Source organism: Parvibaculum sp. (genome assembly GCF_002684405.1).
Classification (GTDB): Bacteria; Pseudomonadota; Alphaproteobacteria; order Parvibaculales; family Parvibaculaceae; genus Parvibaculum.
Genome location: NZ_NYVD01000135.1, coordinates 1 through 16,751 on the forward strand (window position 1 = coordinate 1; position 16,751 = coordinate 16,751).

At 58.3% G+C, this 16,751-nt stretch carries 17 protein-coding genes and 1 pseudogene; 10 read left to right on the forward strand and 8 right to left on the reverse strand.

The features are described 5' to 3' along the window. The 3 genes and pseudogenes from CMI59_RS16915 to CMI59_RS12590 all read right to left on the reverse strand — a co-directional run. Positions 1-162 (reverse strand): annotated as a pseudogene (locus CMI59_RS16915) (amino acid permease); the annotation flags it as partial. Positions 163-620: 458 nt separating this feature from the next. Beyond that, positions 621-1,592: a hypothetical protein gene (locus CMI59_RS12585; protein WP_167096049.1), complete on the reverse strand. Its 972-nt coding sequence runs from the start codon at positions 1,590-1,592 to the stop codon at positions 621-623. Positions 1,593-1,799: 207 nt separating this feature from the next. Continuing rightward, positions 1,800-2,021 (reverse strand): helix-turn-helix transcriptional regulator, encoded by a 222-nt coding sequence (locus CMI59_RS12590; RefSeq protein WP_167096051.1) that lies wholly within the window; start codon positions 2,019-2,021, stop codon positions 1,800-1,802. Positions 2,022-2,113: 92 nt separating this feature from the next. Between CMI59_RS12590 and CMI59_RS12595 the strand changes: the two genes are divergently transcribed. From CMI59_RS12595 to CMI59_RS12620, 6 genes are all read left to right on the forward strand, one after another. Continuing rightward, positions 2,114-2,617: a DUF4365 domain-containing protein gene (locus tag CMI59_RS12595; protein ID WP_167096052.1), complete on the forward strand. Its 504-nt coding sequence runs from the start codon at positions 2,114-2,116 to the stop codon at positions 2,615-2,617. Between the two features lie 71 nt (positions 2,618-2,688). Then, the gene (locus CMI59_RS12600; protein WP_167096054.1) at positions 2,689-3,381 is read left to right on the forward strand and encodes a hypothetical protein; all 693 of its coding nucleotides are present in this window, start codon (positions 2,689-2,691) and stop codon (positions 3,379-3,381) included. Between the two features lie 104 nt (positions 3,382-3,485). After that, positions 3,486-4,781 (forward strand): DNA methyltransferase, encoded by a 1,296-nt coding sequence (locus tag CMI59_RS12605; RefSeq protein ID WP_167096056.1) that lies wholly within the window; start codon positions 3,486-3,488, stop codon positions 4,779-4,781. Between the two features lie 200 nt (positions 4,782-4,981). Then, positions 4,982-5,596, forward strand: a complete 615-nt coding sequence (locus CMI59_RS12610; protein WP_167096058.1) for a DUF5681 domain-containing protein — start codon at positions 4,982-4,984, stop codon at positions 5,594-5,596. A 177-nt stretch (positions 5,597-5,773) separates the two neighbouring features. Continuing rightward, positions 5,774-5,977 (forward strand): hypothetical protein, encoded by a 204-nt coding sequence (locus CMI59_RS12615; protein WP_167096060.1) that lies wholly within the window; start codon positions 5,774-5,776, stop codon positions 5,975-5,977. A gap of 235 nt (positions 5,978-6,212) precedes the next feature. Continuing rightward, positions 6,213-7,199, forward strand: a complete 987-nt coding sequence (locus CMI59_RS12620; protein WP_167096062.1) for a DMT family transporter — start codon at positions 6,213-6,215, stop codon at positions 7,197-7,199. A 52-nt stretch (positions 7,200-7,251) separates the two neighbouring features. Here the strand turns inward: CMI59_RS12620 and CMI59_RS12625 are convergent, their stop codons facing one another. The 4 genes from CMI59_RS12625 to CMI59_RS12640 all read right to left on the reverse strand — a co-directional run bounded on the left by CMI59_RS12625 (position 7,252) and on the right by CMI59_RS12640 (position 10,710). Continuing rightward, on the reverse strand, positions 7,252-8,250 hold the full coding sequence (locus CMI59_RS12625; RefSeq protein WP_167096064.1) for an alpha/beta fold hydrolase: 999 nt from the start codon (positions 8,248-8,250) through the stop codon (positions 7,252-7,254). Between the two features lie 98 nt (positions 8,251-8,348). Then, complete coding sequence (locus CMI59_RS12630; protein ID WP_167096066.1) at positions 8,349-8,564, reverse strand: hypothetical protein; 216 nt, start codon at positions 8,562-8,564, stop codon at positions 8,349-8,351. Positions 8,565-8,930: 366 nt separating this feature from the next. Then, entirely contained in the window at positions 8,931-9,809 is an 879-nt protein-coding gene (locus CMI59_RS12635) for a nucleotidyl transferase AbiEii/AbiGii toxin family protein (protein ID WP_167096068.1), read from the reverse strand. Continuing rightward, on the reverse strand, positions 9,799-10,710 hold the full coding sequence (locus CMI59_RS12640; RefSeq protein ID WP_293328604.1) for a hypothetical protein: 912 nt from the start codon (positions 10,708-10,710) through the stop codon (positions 9,799-9,801). Before CMI59_RS12640 ends, CMI59_RS12635 begins: the two co-directional genes overlap by 11 nt. 485 nt (positions 10,711-11,195) lie before the next feature. Here CMI59_RS12640 and CMI59_RS12645 point away from each other — a divergent pair, with 485 nt between their 5' ends. The 4 genes from CMI59_RS12645 to CMI59_RS12660 all read left to right on the forward strand — a co-directional run bounded on the left by CMI59_RS12645 (position 11,196) and on the right by CMI59_RS12660 (position 15,430). Further along, a complete protein-coding gene (locus tag CMI59_RS12645) occupies positions 11,196-11,726 on the forward strand; it encodes a hypothetical protein (RefSeq protein WP_167095835.1) in 531 nt (176 codons plus the stop codon). 584 nt (positions 11,727-12,310) lie between these two features. Then, entirely contained in the window at positions 12,311-13,615 is a 1,305-nt protein-coding gene (gene dcm, locus CMI59_RS12650; protein WP_293328605.1) for a DNA (cytosine-5-)-methyltransferase, read from the forward strand. Then, a complete protein-coding gene (locus tag CMI59_RS12655; protein WP_167096105.1) occupies positions 13,608-14,063 on the forward strand; it encodes a very short patch repair endonuclease in 456 nt (151 codons plus the stop codon). Before dcm ends, CMI59_RS12655 begins: the two co-directional genes overlap by 8 nt. Beyond that, the gene (locus CMI59_RS12660; RefSeq protein ID WP_167096103.1) at positions 14,060-15,430 is read left to right on the forward strand and encodes a type II restriction endonuclease; all 1,371 of its coding nucleotides are present in this window, start codon (positions 14,060-14,062) and stop codon (positions 15,428-15,430) included. The genes CMI59_RS12655 and CMI59_RS12660 overlap by 4 nt, the downstream gene beginning before the upstream one ends. A 183-nt stretch (positions 15,431-15,613) precedes the next feature. On the opposite strand, the gene CMI59_RS12665 is transcribed toward CMI59_RS12660, so the two are convergent. After that, entirely contained in the window at positions 15,614-16,609 is a 996-nt protein-coding gene (locus tag CMI59_RS12665) for a DUF5677 domain-containing protein (RefSeq protein WP_293328606.1), read from the reverse strand. Positions 16,610-16,751 lie beyond the last annotated feature (142 nt).

Consider the following 16,751-nt stretch of genomic DNA (forward strand, 5'->3'; position numbering starts at 1 on the left):
AGCCAAGGGAAAAATTGGTCCGGCAAGCTCAGCAATTTGCCCTGTGAGAGCGAATATACCCGCACCGATCATCACACCAGTGCCCATAGCGACGGCACCACCAAGCGTTATCGAACCCGCTTTGTAACCCTCATCGCCATGGCTATGTTTCATTTCATCCATTTGTTCCAGCTAATATTCACTCTCGCCACTAAGAGGGAGCGGCAAAATGTCGTTGTGGGCTAATACCCCTGCATCGTCCCCTGGTGGAAAGTTCGTTTTGGATGGTGATGCCATCGACATTTGGATCATAGCAACGGATCGATTGTCCCCGGGATGACTATATCTCCGACGACGAGTTACACGAAGTCATGCAGCATTTTGGCGCACCCGTCTCCATCTTTGACAGCTTCTTTGGAAACTCCGGCACCGCCCGCATGAGTCTCGACGGTCCCATATCATCGGAGCAACACAAACAGCCGAAGAAAGACTCAGGGACCTAGCTTTTAAACGAGAGTTCAGAATTGGGGCCGGGCAAGTAGAGTCCATCAAGGAGGAGGAGGAGACGAGTACCCGAAAATTCAAGGGCGCCTGCAACATCTGATATGGGAAAATTTAGCCTTGGTGCGGACGCCAGCAACTTAATGCCCGACTGTCTCGAGTTCTGGCCCTGCCTCTGAAACAACTTCAGTGACTAAATACGCTCGGTCCGGAGACCCGTTAGGCAAAGCGCTGGTGTCGGGCCTGTCCGTCCCAGGAACCGGCGCATCCAGTTTTGTCATTGATGGTGAGAGAAACGGTTCAGCGATCTTGCAGGCGCGCTCGTACAACTGGCCATAGCTCATCGGAAAGATGTTGATTGCATGGTGGGCGTCAGCGCCCCAACGGAGATGGGCGTCATTGAGTTCCTCGGGACAGTCTCCGCCGATCACCAGACAATCCACGCGACTTTTTCTGAGACTCTCGACGTTCTGCATGAGACCAAAAGCATAGGCGTGAACCTGCTCGATCGCGGTCCATGAAAGACTGACGCTTGGTGCCTTCAGTTCAATGAGGATATAGACATCCTGAGAGGTCTGATAAAATCCTGTTTGCGAGGTCGCCCAGCCACACATGTCCGGTTCAAAGTTGTGCGGTACCCGGATTTTATATTTTTGGGCGTTCCAATCGACGTCTACACCGTCGAAGTGATCGCGAAAAACAGAAATCAGCCACTTCGGCGACGTGAAAAAGTTCTCTTTCACGATATACTCCGGCGCCAGCAGCCAGAGATTTCGACCCAGAACTTCCTGACACTCGGCTTCACTTGAGGCAGAAGAAAGCCAGACGGCTTCCATCTGCTCCAGGCGAGCCTCGAGACCATTGCGAATATCCTCGAAATCCCGGAGCCGCCGGACTTCAGTATCGGCCTTCTCTATGTGTTCATCTTGCTCGCTGATTTTGGAGTTAGCCTGATCAATCTCTGATGCCAGGCGAGCATTCTCCAACCGGAGGGGTTTGATGGCCCTGCGTATTGCCGCGTTCAAGGTCGAGCGATGGAGCAAGAGCAGAGTGGCCACCCCGATAACCGCAGGCAGAACAAACACCGCTATTCTGATGGTTTCGTCGCCCATGTTGCCCCTCCCCTCAGTCGCTCCCCTCACGATATTATTTTCAATAATCACGGACAACCGGTTTGGCGGTCATTTGAATTGGGATCAGGAACAGGAAAGAGGATGCACTGATATTACCGTTGCGGGGAAAGAACGACGTGTATTGCAGCACAGCATCCAGGCCCGGCTGCTTCGATTCTGCAATAGCGCCAAGGCCAAGCCCGATCGCTACGAGTTCCGTCCCACCCTCTCCAGCAGCTCTCCCGGCTCCACGTCGAGGGTTTCCGCAAGCTTTGCCAGGATCACGATGGTGGGATTGCGGATGCCACGTTCGATGCCGCTGATATAGGTGCGGTGCAGGCCGCTCTCGAAGGCCAGATCCTCCTGGGACCAGCCCTTTTCGGCGCGTATCCGGCGGACGTTGAGCCCCAGCTGCCTGCGAATGTCCATGCGCCAAAGAGACGGTCCGGCAAAACGAATGTCTGCAGCCGATGAGTCTCATTTTCCTTGACTTCCGGGGCCCCGGAAGCGTTGCTGGAGGCATGGAAACGCAGGCACAGGAACGGTTTCTCAGGCCGACCAGCACCCAGACCGGGCAGATCGCCGAGGCCTCAGTCGCCTCCGGCCTCATCCTCGCCTCCGGCGGGCGGCTTGCGCCGTTCCGGCCCTTCGCGGATGATGACGGGATCGACCTTCTCATCTACGACAAGGCAACCCGGCGGAGCGTGCCCGTGCAGGTGAAGGCCCGGACCGGTCTCGACAATGACAGGACCGGTACGGTGCAGTTCGATGTCAGACTGGCCACTTTCGCGGCCGAGGGTGCGGGGTTCATCGCAGCCGTTCTCATGGACGGTGCCGCTGTTCGGCTTGCATGGCTCATCCCGACGGAAGAGTTCGCGGAGGTCGCCCGCTCGGGGAAGGAGAAGCTCGTCATGGTCGCCTCCGCCAAACCCGGCTCCTCCGACCGCTACCGCGCCTGGCGTCATGACGGCATGACCTCTCTGGCAGGCGCTCTCATCAACCACTTCGAGCACGCGACCGGCTGACCCCGCCTCTTGCGATCTCCATGTCCCTGCGGAATGCTTGGTCCCCGACAGCTACGGGGCGGGGCATCGCAATGCCGAGAAAACACAAACCCGAATGGTACGAATACGGCTTTCCGGAAGAGGTCGAGCCCTTCAGGCTGAAGAGTAGCGAGGCCGACGAACTGGCCGCCATGCTCGACATCAGCGATCCGGAACGCCATGGCGAGCTGATCCGCCAGCTGCAGAAGGCGGGCGATAACTATCGCGATGCCGTGGAACTTTCCCGGATCACACCCTCCGTTCCCAAGCAACGCGCCGCCCTCGACGACCTCCTTTCAACCGCGGACGATCTCCGGCATATCCTCGCCACCATCGACCACGCCTCGCAGGATGCGCTCTGGACGCTGCTCGACGAACACCCGCGCCCTGCCGAGGATCGCGACACCCCCGAGAACGGCTTTACCCAGTACGAGGAACTCCGGATACGTCTGGAGCATCTGACGCCCGTGCTGACGCAGTATCTCGAGGACACGAAGCCGAAAGGCGGGCGTCCGCAGAACACCGAGCTGCAGCAGGCGACCGAAACCCTGATCGACATATATGAAGAGTTCAGCGGCAGCGCCTTCACCCATACCGCCCATGAGGAGGGCAGCTATACGGCCGAGCCCCGGTCCCCGGGCGACCGGTTCGTGCACCGGGTGATGTCGCTCATCGATGGTGATCTGACAGCCAGCACCATCACCTCCGCTATCGGCGCGGTTCTGCGCCGCAGAAAAGACCGGTAGGAAAAACCCCTCCCGCTTACCGACCCGGTTGTTCCTCTCCAGCGTCCGCCCGTCCCGCAGGAAACTGTCGTGGATTTTTTGGGATTGAAGAAAGGACCCTGGATATGACCCGGCAAGACCTTCAAATCGAAAACGTCGCCATTGCTGCGCTCAAGCCTTACGCGCGCAATCCGCGGACTCACTCAAAGAAGCAGCTGAAGCAGATCGAGGACTCGATCCGGCGCTTTGGCTGGACCAACCCTGTGCTGATCGACAGAGAGGGCGGCGTGATCGCCGGCCATGGCCGTCTTGAGGCCGCGAAGGCCATGGGACTCAGGGAAGTCCCTGCGATCCGGTTCGACCACATGAGCGAGGCGGAGAAGCGCGCCTATGTGATCGCGGATAACAGGCTGGCCGAGAATGCAGGCTGGGACCGGGAGCTGCTGGCGATCGAGCTGCAGGATCTCGTCATCGAGGCGCCTGACCTCGACATTACGCTGACGGGCTTCGAGACGGCGGAGATCGATCTGCTGATCGGCGAGCTGGACAAGGCGGAGCCCGACGAGGCGAACGCGCTGCCCGAGATCGACGAAACACTGCCGTCTGTGACGGTGCCGGGCGATCTCTGGCTGCTGGGCCGGCACAGGCTCCTCTGCGCCGATGCGAGGGACGGCCAGGCCTGGGCACGACTCATGGACGGCGAGACGGCGGAGATGGTGTTCACCGATCCGCCCTATAACGTGCCTGTCGAGGGTCATGTGTCGGGGCTGGGGGCACATCACCATGCCGAGTTCGCCATGGCATCGGGCGAGATGTCGCGCGAGGCCTTCCAGGCATTCCTGACCGAGGTGCTTGGCAACATGGCCGCGCAGGCCCGCGAAGGCTCGCTCCACTATGTCTGCATGGACTGGCGGCATCTGGGCGAGTTGCTTCATGCGGGAGACGAGGTCTATCGCGAGATGAAGAATCTTTGCGTCTGGACCAAGTCCAATGGCGGCATGGGCTCGCTCTATCGCTCGCAGCACGAGCTGGTGGGTGTCTTCAAGAAGGGCAAGGCGCCGCATATCAACAACGTCGAACTCGGCAAACATGGCCGCTACCGCAGCAATGTCTGGGCCTATGCGGGCATGAACAGCTTTGGCGGTGATCGGGACGAGGCGCTCGCCATGCATCCCACTGTGAAGCCGGTGGCGCTGGTCGAGGATGCGATCCTCGATGCAACGACGCGCGGCGGCATCGTGATCGATGGCTTTGCGGGCGCCGGCACCACGCTGATGGCGGCCGAGCGCGCGGGCCGCCGCGCCTTCTGCCTCGAGATCGAGCCCCGCTATGTGGATGTGACGCTGAGGCGGTTCCGCAAGACCACGGGCATCGAGCCGATCCATGCGGAGAGCGGCTTCACCTTCGCCGAGATCGAGTAAAGGCCGGCGTCAGCCACCCGGGCGCGGGCCCCGCAAATGCCAGGTTACAGGGAGCTTGACGGCAGGCAGAACACAATGCGCGGGACTTGCAAGGTCCCGCCCCCCCTTTTGCTCCCCGGAACGGGAGCCGGGTGGCAGCGCCACCCAAACAGACAGTGGAGACAGCAAACGCGGACACACCAAACTTAAGGAGAGCTCATATGAGCAACAAACGAAACCGGAAGAAGAGCCCTGAAGACACCGACTACGAGGTCGGCTTCGGTAAACCGCCCAAACGCACGCAGTGGAAAAAAGGCCAGTCGGGAAATCCGAAAGGAAAACCGAAGGGGTCGAAGAACGCTTCCACGGTCTTCGAAGAGATGCTCGCGCAGACCGTGGTCGTGAAGGTAAACGGGCAAGAGCAGCGCATGCCGCTCACCGAGGCCCTGAGGCACAAGCTCACAAAAGGCGCGTTGCAAGGCACGACCAAGGAAACGATGGACGTAATGAAGGAACTGGAGAAGCACTTTCCCGGGACCTTTTCGCCGAAAGATGCCGCGCCGGATACGCTCCGGGTATTGTTCGTCGAGTCCGACGGCGACGGCGCGCCTGAACCGGGTCAGGGCATGCTGCCCTGGGAAGGGCCCGTGCCCGAGAATGTAAGCCGGGCGGAACTCTGGGCCTGGAAATCAGAGTGCTACGCCGAGGCAAGCCGGCGCATAGCTGAATCGGGCGAAGAGGGCTACTTCCAGTGCCTGAACGACGCTGCTGACGAAGCAGAGACAAAGACGGTGAAAGAAGAAGACAATGATGATGACGATTCCTGGCTCGACTGAGCGTCAATCGATCAGATCACCATCGACAAAAAGTGAAGGGGCGTCTGCCCCTTCACCTCTGTCCGTGTCTCGCATGGGCCTGACAACGCCAACTCCCCTGCCCTGAAAGGACTGGACTTCTCCGGCAAAGGAAGCGTCACTGACCATGCTTCCGAAGACGCCAGAGGGGAGACAGTCATGGACGACGATCGCCGCGAAACCGCGCGCAGGCTGTTTGTGGCCTGCGCCGCAACGATCGAGAAGGCACACGACCAGGCCGCTCGGGGCCAGCATCCGCGTCTAGACGCCAAACAGGCCTCGCTCAGTTCCCGGAACATCGTGGAACTGGCGGACCGCATCAGGACGCTGGCCGAGGCGGCGGGTGTGGTTGCGGGCGAGTAGGACCAGCTCCACCGCACCCTTGCCCCCTCGTGCCGATTGCTATAGGTACACCCCATGATCAGGACCGTTCACATCGCTGCTCTATGGCTCCTCGGCATTTCCACCATGCCGGGGCGAGCGCGCTTGATCTGATCACATCACAATCAAACCGCATTGCACCGGCCCTGCCCAGGGCTGTCGACGTGCAGTGTGTGACCAGCCGGGACAGGGCTTCCAAACGACAGGAAAGTCCCGCATGGCTGACCAGAACGATACGCCCCCGGAAGAAGCCTCCATCGATGTCGCCGGCTACGGCCTCGCCATTGCCGGCGCGGCCCTGTTCTCGACCAAGGGCATATTCATCAAGCTCGCCTACACCACCGGTATCGGCACCGAGACCGTGCTGGCGCTGCGCATGCTCGTCGCCTTCCCGTTCTATCTCGCCATCGGTGCCTGGGTGCTGGCGACCTCGCCGGAGTTGCGGGCGCGGCTGAGCCCGGGCGAGATCGCGGCGGCCGCTGGCGTGGGAATCCTCGGCTATTATGTGGCGAGTTCGCTGGACTTTTGGGGCCTGTCCTTCATCACCGCCCAGTATGAGCGTCTGGTGCTCTTCACCTATCCTTTCTTCACGCTGGCACTGGGCGTGCTGTTCTTCGGTGATCGCATGAACTGGGGCGCCGTCCCGGGGCTCGCCATGTCCTATGCGGGGCTCCTGGTCATCATGGCGTGGAACTTCGTCGTGAACCCCGACGGGTTGCTGGCCGGGACGGTGCTAGTCCTCGGCGCGGCAGTGTCCTTCGCCCTCTTCCAGCATCTCGCCAAACGACGCATGGCCGTCATCGGCACGCGGGCCTTCACCTGTATCGCCATGGGGGCCGCCGCGCTGGTGGCACTTGCGCACAATACCGTTCAGCACGGTATCGCGAGCTACGCCGCCTTCTCGGGCGAGATCTGGTTCTACGGGGCCTGTCTCGGGATCGTGGGCACCGTCCTGCCAAGCTTTCTGCTGAACAGCGGTATCCAGCGCATCGGGGCACGAGCCACCTCCTCGACCGCGGCCTTCGGACCGATCGCCACCATCGCGCTCGCCGTCGTCGTGCTGGGCGAGGCGTTCACCGTCTGGCATGCCCTGGGCACGACGCTGGTTGTCCTCGGTGTGGCGTGGTTCAGCCGTGCCGAACACCGCGCCAAGACGCCCGCGCCCATCCCTGCAACACCGGTCGGGGAGCGCGGCGAGGCGTAGCGGCACCATCCCCGTGCCGGAAACGGTTCCCGGTACGTCTTGCGTTTCCCGGTCAGGCGAGAAAGGCGAGGACCTCTTCGCACATCTCGCGACGCCCCTTCTCCGGGCGATCGAGGTGAACATAGTGCGTCGCCTGCGGCAGCTCGAGAACGCGGAGCGAGGCGGCTTTCGTCAGCTCGTCCGCCAGCGCGGTGAGATCGCCCGGCCGACTCCAGAAATCGTTCTCCGAACGGATCAGGAGGACATGGGCGGTGATGTCACCGGCGTCCCACAGCCTGTGCCCACCGGCAAGCGTGAAGGAATCCGCCATCGCACCGTTGGGAGCCCGGAAGGCAGGCGGGTTGCGGGTGTATGACGAAGGATCGGATGCAAGGGCCGCATCCTGGTAGGCCCGCAGAAGAACGGGATCGCGCCATTCCTCCTTGTTCTCCGCGGGAATGGACGCGTCCCAGGACGGCAGCAATGACTCTGCCGTGCTGTATCCGAAGCCGCCCAGCTTGCGGGCATCCAGCCGGTCCGGCTCTTCTGCATCCGCCAGCGGACCGCCCGGCCCGAGCACCGGATGTCCGCGCTCCGCACCGTAGAGAGAATTGTAGAGAATGATCTTCAGATCGGGATCGGCGTGCCTCGCGGCAAACATGCCGACCCAGTGACCGCCGGTTGCCCATCCGAGGAGCCCGAGAACCTGTCGGCCCGTATGCCGCCGGACGGCCTGCGCAACAGCCTCGATATCCTCGACGACTTCATTCGATGGAGAAAGGATCTGCGCCTCGGCCGGATCGCCTTCCTGACCGATGCGGGTCGATCCGCCGTAGCCGCGGGCATCCATGATGAAGACATCATGACCCGCCCGGGCAAGATCAGCCGCCAGCGAACCGTCCGGACAGTCGAGGTCGAATGACGGAATACCCGGTACGCGCGCACCATGGAGCAGAATGACCGGGATCTTTGTCGAAGGGGTATCCGCGGCTGCCACATGCCGGACGGCAAGGCGGATTCCAGGCGCGCTCTCGATCTCGAGGTCTCGTCTAGCAATCGCTTCTGACGACATGAAACGTGTCCTCCCCGGAAGTGCCCGAACGGATACGACTTCTTTTGCAATACCATCGTGGTCTCGCAGGCGCAATTTGAGCGCCCAAGGACCGGATGTCAGTTACTCCCACTGCCACCCACGACAACCTCAACAGCGCTCGCCAGAACACTAATGTCTGAAGCGGTGTCTTTCAGGGTCGCAGCCAGCGCCATGGCATTGTCCGGCGTGATATGTGGCGATTGTCCCTGAACCGACAGTTCGTGACCCTGCTCCAGCAACCTGGTCGCAAGGGCCGAGATTTGTCTGGCGAGATCACGTGTATCGGCGTCCATCGGTTGACGTCTCCTCCCGTGAGAAGTGCAAGCGGTTCGGTACCGCAATGCATGCTTCCTTTGGCAGCGAAGTCCAGTCAGGAAATGATTTCCGAATGACGGGTCAACTTGGGAGGATTGTGTGCCACCCCCAGGGAGTCGAACCCCAGACCCAGACGCTCCAAACCGGCGGAAAATGTAACTTCCACAGCCACTTCGTAATTCGAGGAGGGTAACCAGGCGAGGGGGCTTGTGTCGCAGACCCGCTTGACCGTTGCCAAGTTTCGGCCGGCCGTTGATCAACCTTGCAATTGCGAGAAATTCAACCGATGGCAGCCTTAGGCGCCCGAGATGAACTTAAACACTTGGTCCCATTGCATCGAAACATTACGCCTGCCAAGGCAAGCTTTCGTAGAAAATTCTTACCCTCTCAAAACATTCTTCAAACGGCGGGACCTCACCCAGTTCCAGTTCCAGGGTTTGCCAATTGGCGCCGGATCGCGTTTTGATCTCGGGGTTTTGAAGTGAAGAGGCCGCCGGCTCAATATGACGGGACCGGCACTTTTCATGAAATACCTCCAGAATCTGAGCGCATACCTCGGCTGGAAGTTCATGCTCAGTGATCAATCGATCGAGATCATACACGTCCTGTCGCCTGTTCCGATTGCGCTCAACCTGCTGCAGCATAGCGCGATATTTTTCGGCTATCAGGTCTACAATCCCGTAGGCGAGCAATTCCTGCCCCCCTGTCAGCTCCAATACCTGGATTTGGCGCAACGGCTCATTGAACGAAATATCGAGATCGATAATTCCAGGGGCCCTCCCGGCAAGCATTGCCTGCTCCTGCCTGGTTCCTCGCTGAGCGAAAGCCACTTTGAGTTTGAGGGCAGGAAACTGCGCATCCTCTATTTCAATATGGTTGGGCTGCCTTCTGACCGAGTGCACCTGAAGAATGAGATCGGCGTAACCGAGCTTCGCCGCTGCTCTGGGAAAAGCTGAATCGAGAAGACCCCTTATCACCTCATCAACATTCTCTTTTGCTTCCAGAACAGCCGACAAATCAATATCTGCCGTTTGCCGTGGACTGTTATAGGCAAGCCCCATGAGTATACCCCCCTTCAGAACGAGCTTTTCGTTCAGGGGAGCCGTCATAGCTATCGCGTTCAAAGTAATTTCGGCAGCCTGGCGCTGCCCATATGACGCTGGATCGGCTTTGGCACGCTCGACCCAGCCCGCCACATCAATTTCGATGAAGTCATTGGACATTGAGTGATATCATCCACGTCTCAGAAAAGGTGGGAGCAAAAGCTTTAGACGGATCAAGCTTGCGGCTGCTGCCGCGCTGCCCCAACGCTTTCCATTTTTCTATGCCTGAGTGCCTTAACCCCAAGCGCTCTTCGAGGATGTAGCCTGCGCGACTTTTGACAAGGTCACTTGCAGCAGTATCGACGGCGGAAACGATATCATCCAGATATGTTGCAGCGTGCTCTTCCCAGACATCAAGGATGTGATCCATCCCACCGCAAAGATCGGGTTTTTGCAGCATATCGAGAAACGTTTGTCCTATCGTTGAGAGGCGTGTGTCGCTGCCACGAACTTTCAGGAAAGCACCCGCGGTTTTTGTTTCATAGACATGGACATGCCTTTTTCGAACGCTCTTCGGATGGGTAATGATTTTCAGCGGGAACGGGTTTTCTTCATTTTCGAGGAGAACGCTTTTCATATGATCAGAGATTTGCGACATCGCGCTCTTCCGATCCGGGCGCGTTAGCATCAAAGCCTCGGGGCTTCGGTCTGTGAGCCCCCATCGCTGCATTGCCGAGAGATGTGACACATAACAGGTAGGATCAACGAGGCAGGTGATGTCTTCTGCCGGCAGATCCGAAACCGACAGCACACGGATTATACGTAAGCCGTAGTCACGGTCGGCGCCGACGAATCCTGACTTTTTTAGATTTTGCCGCAGTCGAACAGCATCTTGCTGGGTCGGTGTTTTGTTTCGCAAATAAAGTTTTTCACCTGCTGACGTCAGATACATACGCCAGACAATTCTGAAAAAATCGAAGTGGGTCAGGACCGGCTTGCCATTCGCCTCCAGTAATTCTGCCAGTCGGTGTCCCGCTAGCGTAAGCCTTTCCGGATAAATCGATCGAAGCTTTTCAGCCAATTTTCTCTGCGTCCACGTATATACGTCCTAAGGACGTATATACGTGGACGCATTAACAAGTCAAGTCACCTCTAACGGCTAAGGCTCAGCGAGACCATTTCTTGAAGTGGGGCTTATAAGCGTCCTAAGGACGCTTATAAGCCCCACTTCAACAACAGTCAAGTAATTTCTCCTCCCCACAGCACCCCAATCCAAAAAAGCCACCCTTAAATGACTCCGACAAACACCACGGCACTATGACTATCAAGTTCCGAACATCTCACTCAGGCACCTTCGAGGTCGATCAGGCAGAAGCCGCCCTCGGTTCGACACCTGCCCGCGAATGCAGAAATCTATCTCACGAAATTGCGGGCATCGGCGCGTGTGACACAAAAATCTCTAGGCGGACATAGGCAGCCTGACATCACCATAGGTGTTGCCTCTACAGGAGAAGACGAGTGCTAGATTGAACAAACTTCGACGGCTCACTTGGAAGGAAGCTCGCCATGAATGACGACGACGTGATTGTTCTCAGCTTTGGTCTTGATCGACATCGTGTCGGCAGAGCTTTTTTCGCAGAGGATGATATTGGCGCGATAGTCAGATGCCACTTCGAAACCGAGCGCGCAGTTGACCACGCACTCAAGAAATTCACCGACGGGCGCTTCAAATCTGATGGGAGCCGTGGATTTCGCAACTTCGGCGACAAAATCGAAGTGCTACGGCTACTCGGTGTTGGCGACAATCTACTGAGCCCATTGCGCCGCCACAATGACCACAGAAATCAATTTGCTCATCGCGGACAAGACGAGCTTACCGTCGAACAGGTATCGGACCTTCATCGTATGATCAACGCATTGATACCCGACTACGGGAAAATGAAATTCACCTTCAAAGGTAATCGCAATTTTGAATCCCTCTACAGCGAACTAACGCTCAGGCAAAAGTACGTGGCGAATATGATGGCACTTATAAATCTTGTCGCAGCGCTTCCGGAGGTCGCAAAGCGCAACAAAGACAACCTTAAAGACTCCTGAGATCCGCATCTTATGAAATTGAACTCGAAGCTCCAGCGTTCACAAAAGTAGCCTCGTCACAATTACCTGGTGCGGCAGTGTGTCGAATGGCCCGTCTTCGGTGTCATGAAGCAAAAACGGTAGTTGGGCCGCATCTCTCCTTGGCGAGATATCGAGGAGTGTTCCGTCTCCTGGATCCACAACAGAATGCCTGTCCAGAATACCACCTGAGTTCAGCCACCCACGGACCGGGACGTGACCCGGGTGCAACCGACACCAGCGATCAACGTTCTCGTGGCACCTCGACCGGATCGCCTTGAAGCCGTTCAGTTCTTTTTCCGTCGCGCAGCGCAACGCACGCGTATCCCCCCGGGAAAGCCTCTCCGTTAGCCTCAAACACAATCTATAGCAGGCATCACGATCCATCGCGGAAGCCTACTCGCTAACAGGAAGGCAACCCAACTTGAGGAGCGTCCCCCTACAGGGAACTAGACGACAAGAAGAACAAAACAAATACATTTCCCGCTTGACCCCGTCGACGCGAGGACGCACAAAAGACATCCTGTCCATTTTTGTCCCAGTTTTGATTCGCGAGGGGGTAGCCGGTGGAAGACCTTTCTTTCCGCGCATTGCGGGAGATGAACGGCCTGTCGATCGACGAGACGGCCGAGTTCCTGGAGATGAACCCCAAGACCATTCGACGCTGGGAAGCCGGCGAGACGAAGCCGAAGAAGGCCTATATCGAAATGCTGAAGCACCGGCTGGAAGGCCGGATGGGACACCAGGAGGAGAAGCCCGCCTTCCGCTTCATCGACCTCTTCGCCGGGATCGGCGGCATGCGGCGGGGCTTCGAATCCGCGGGCGGGAAGTGCGTCTTCACCAGCGAGTGGGATGCTTACGCCCAGCGGACCTATCGCGCGAACTTCCCCGACGATCACGACATTGCCGGTGACATCACGAAGGTGAATGCCGACGAGATCCCGGAGCACGACGTGCTGCTCGCAGGCTTCCCCTGCCAGCCCTTCTCGATTGCCGGCGTCTCCAAGCTCGGTTCGCTCGGGCGTCAGCACGGCTTCATGGACAAGACGCAGGGCACGCTCTTCTTCGACGTGCTGCGCATTCTGAAGCACCATCGCCCGGCAGCCTTCCTGCTCGAGAACGTCAAGAACCTGCGCAGCCACAACAAGGGCGACACGTTCCGCACCATCGTCGGCGCGCTGGAGAACGACCTCGGCTACAGGATCAGCTGCCGCATCGTCGATGCGAAGGGCTATGTCCCGCAGCACCGGGAGCGCATCTTCATTGCGGGCTTCCGCGAGGATACGGGCTTCGACTTCGACCGGCTCGAGTTCCGGGATCCCAAGACGGGCCCGACGCTTGAAGAGATCCTCCACTCCTATGACGAGGACCCGGAGGGCCACTACACCACTACGAAAAAGATCGGGCGCCTTGGCAACGTGACAGCCGCTGACGACCGCTACACGCTCTCCGACAAGCTCTGGACCTATCTCCAGGGCTATGCCGCCAAGCACCGCGCGGCCGGCAACGGCTTCGGCTTCGGGCTCAACACCCCGAAAGACAAGGCCCGCACCCTCTCGGCCCGCTACTACAAGGACGGCAGCGAGATTCTGATAGCACAGGCCCGCAAGAACCCGCGCCGCCTGACGCCCCGGGAATGCGCCCGTCTGATGGGCTTCGATCCCGACCGGGAGACCCGGATGGACATTCCGGTCTCCGACACCCGCGCCTACAAGCAGTTCGGCAATGCAGTGGTGGTCCCGGTGGTCGCGGAGATCGCGCGCTACATGAAGCCGCATGTGATGCGGATCCTCGATCCGGGCGAACTCTTCGAGGCTGCCGAACCCTTCACCCCGGAACCATCGGAAGAGCTGCGCCTCGAACTTGGCTGACACCGTCTCACCGGAAACCCGCAGCCGGATGATGTCCGGCATCAGGGGGAAGAACACGAAGCCGGAGCTTCTGATCCGCCGCGGGCTGCATGCCCGCGGCTTCCGCTTCCGGCTTCATGTGAAGGACCTGCCCGGCAAGCCGGATCTGGTCCTCCCCCGCTACCGGGCGGTGGTGTTCGTAAATGGCTGCTTCTGGCACGGCCATGACTGCCATCTCTTCAAATGGCCGAAGTCCCGGGAGGAGTTCTGGCGCACCAAGATCCGGACCAACCGTGCCAATGACAAGAAACACCTCGCCGCCCTCCGGGAGAAAGGCTGGCGCGTGCTGGTCATCTGGGAGTGTGCGCTCAAAGGCCGGACGAGACGCGATCCGGATGAGGTTCTATCATCTGCTGCAGCCTGGCTGCGCAGCGACAGGGATATCGGAGAGATCAGGGGGAGAGTGTGACTGCACAGAAAGAGATGGCGTTCGGGCAATCGGGAACGGATGCAGATCTGCTCGCCCGTTTGTTTGACCGGGCGGATCAGGTCCTCGTCAAGAAGCTCTCCAACAATGACCGCGACTGGGCGCGCCACAAAAACAAGCATCAGGCCGGCGTCTATATCCCGCACGAGCAGAGAGACGGCGGCTTCTTTCCTGCCCTGCAAGCGAAGGAGAGGAAAGAAGAAGGCGCCGAGATCCGGGAGGTCTATTTTCCGACCGTATGGCCGCAGCTGGCTGATGAGGAGAAGCTGACCCGACTGGTCCACTACACCAGCAAAGGCCAGGAAACCCACATGACCGGCCTGCCAAAAGAGGCCTTCGCCGAGCTCCTTCCCGCGTCGTTCCTCGTGATGGGACGCATATCGAAGGACGACGGGTACAGATACGAATGCCTGACGATCGACTCCGACAGCGATGAAGCCATTCTTCTGGCCGAGATGTTCGACATCGACGCCACCTTCATGGTGGCCGTGCTGGATCCTGCCGAGGTCCGAGCCAGAGAGCGCGAACGTATTCTGGACTTTGCCGAACAGGTAATCGCGGCCTGGGAGAAAGGCAGGATCGCGGAATTCGCGAAGACCAATGCTACGATGCCGCCGACCGCAGAACTGGCGCATAAGGCGCGCAACGCCTTTCTGGAGAAAAACGGTCTCGAGAAGCTCGATCCCTTCACCCTTGAAAACCCGGGCGACGTCCTGCGGGAGATCAGTCGCAGTATCGAATGGGAGCTCTTCAAGGAATTCCAGAGAAGGGAGAGAGCTGTCGAACTGGTACGGCTGGTGCTGGGCGACAAGCCACGCAAGATAACCGCGTCAGAGGTGATCCGCAGGCTCGTCGACGAACTCCCGGCAATAGACGCGCTGATGCTTTCTGCCAGCCAGCAGCGCAAGTCGCGGGCGGGTTATTCCTATGAGCATCACATAGAGGCCATGCTTCTCGGCGGAGAGATCCCCCACGAAAAGCAGGTCGTCATTGCCTCGAGGAAACGCCCCGACTTTGTTCTGCCGTCGCTCGCCTTCGTCGACAGCAATACAGAGGATGCAGCGACGGGCCTGATCCTCAGCGCCAAGACCACACTTCGCGAGAGATGGAAACAGGTCGAACGCGAGAAAGGCGGGCGTCAGCTGTTCCTCACAACGGTTGATGAAAACATTGCCGGCAGCACGATCGAGGACATGGACTCCATCGGTGTCTGCCTGGTTATTCCCGAGAGTCTCAGGAAGTCCAAGGAAACGGAATACTGCGGCCACGACAACGTGGTGAGCTTCAGGGAGTTTTGCGATGAGTTCGTGCAACCTCATCTGATCTTGTGGAATGCCGCGATGGCGTGATCCCCCAAAGGACTTGAACTTCGATCCTGCATGATCTTCTTTGATAGGCCTCCCCTTTCAGACTCGCGCCCGGTAATCGAATGCTTCTGCCCAATCGTTGCTACCAACGAACACTTAGAATACTCGCGCTACCGGACTGCCCCAGCCACTCATAGCAACACGCCGTAAGGTTTGGATTCCATCTCATTGTTCACTCAAAAACTCCAGGTGATCCCTTTCAAGTTTTCGAGCTGCCTTGCGACATTCATTCACAACCCGGTCTCGCAAAACAACTAAGCTCTGCATTCTTATTTGTGCTTCCAAATCGCTCAGCTTTCCAAAAACAAGCGATGTTATTTGCATCAATGAATAGGCTGTATTGATAGCAGGAATATCCAATCCCGCATTAACCGCGCCGGCATGGATAAATTGCTCGCCCCCTATGGAGCCAAGTGTTCTGATGGTGCCTGCGGCTCCGGCATGAATCTTGTGGCTAGACCATTTGTAGTCTGGCGGGAGCGCTCCCCAATCCACAGCCTCTTCCAAATCTCGAAAACGCGGGTGATTTTTACACAGATTATGCGCCGCCCATCCATATGGCTTTGCAAAGGATTCCCCAAATTCAGCGAGCACACTCCGAAACTCTTCTTCCAACTCCTTCTGCTCACCCACGAGCTTTTCAGGCTCATAGACTTTGTCATGGTATCGAAACTCATTCACAAGCGCCTCACGCATGCTGACAATATCGTGGGCCAAGTAACGGTCGGCTATCTCGTCACCAAAACGGTCAATGACCAGAGCAAAAACTGATATTTCGTAAAGCGTACGCCATCGAGCGTATGCGCCGTCTGGCAATCCGCTTTCAAGCAAAGTCAGAATTTCCAGCGTCGTTTGGCACGCTCGCATATGCAGCATCGTGATGGCTTGCCGCCTGAGTAATCCAGTTTTAGCCTTTGAACGCGCCAGCTTATCTGCGAACTCCTGCCCTACCTCGCGCGAGGCAATCAGCATCATTCGAAGCGGATCAAGTCCAGCGCTCCAACGCAAATTGAGTCGGTCGCGAAAGAGCTGCATCTGATTTCGTTCGTCTATTCGCTCTTCGGGCCAACGCCCCTCAAGGCTCTTTACTACAAGCTTCGCTCCGTCTTTGACCGTTTTGCGGATTACTTTGGGCAGCGATTTATCCAAAAAAAGCTTCACGTCTTTTTCTAGTTCGTCAGCATCTTGTTTGGAAAGTTTTATGCTTAGAGCCTGTTCCAAAAAGAGGTGTGTGATTTCAGCGGCTTATGATTCTGTTGGTTTGCGAACTAACAGGAGATCGATATGCCGTGGACTGAAATCA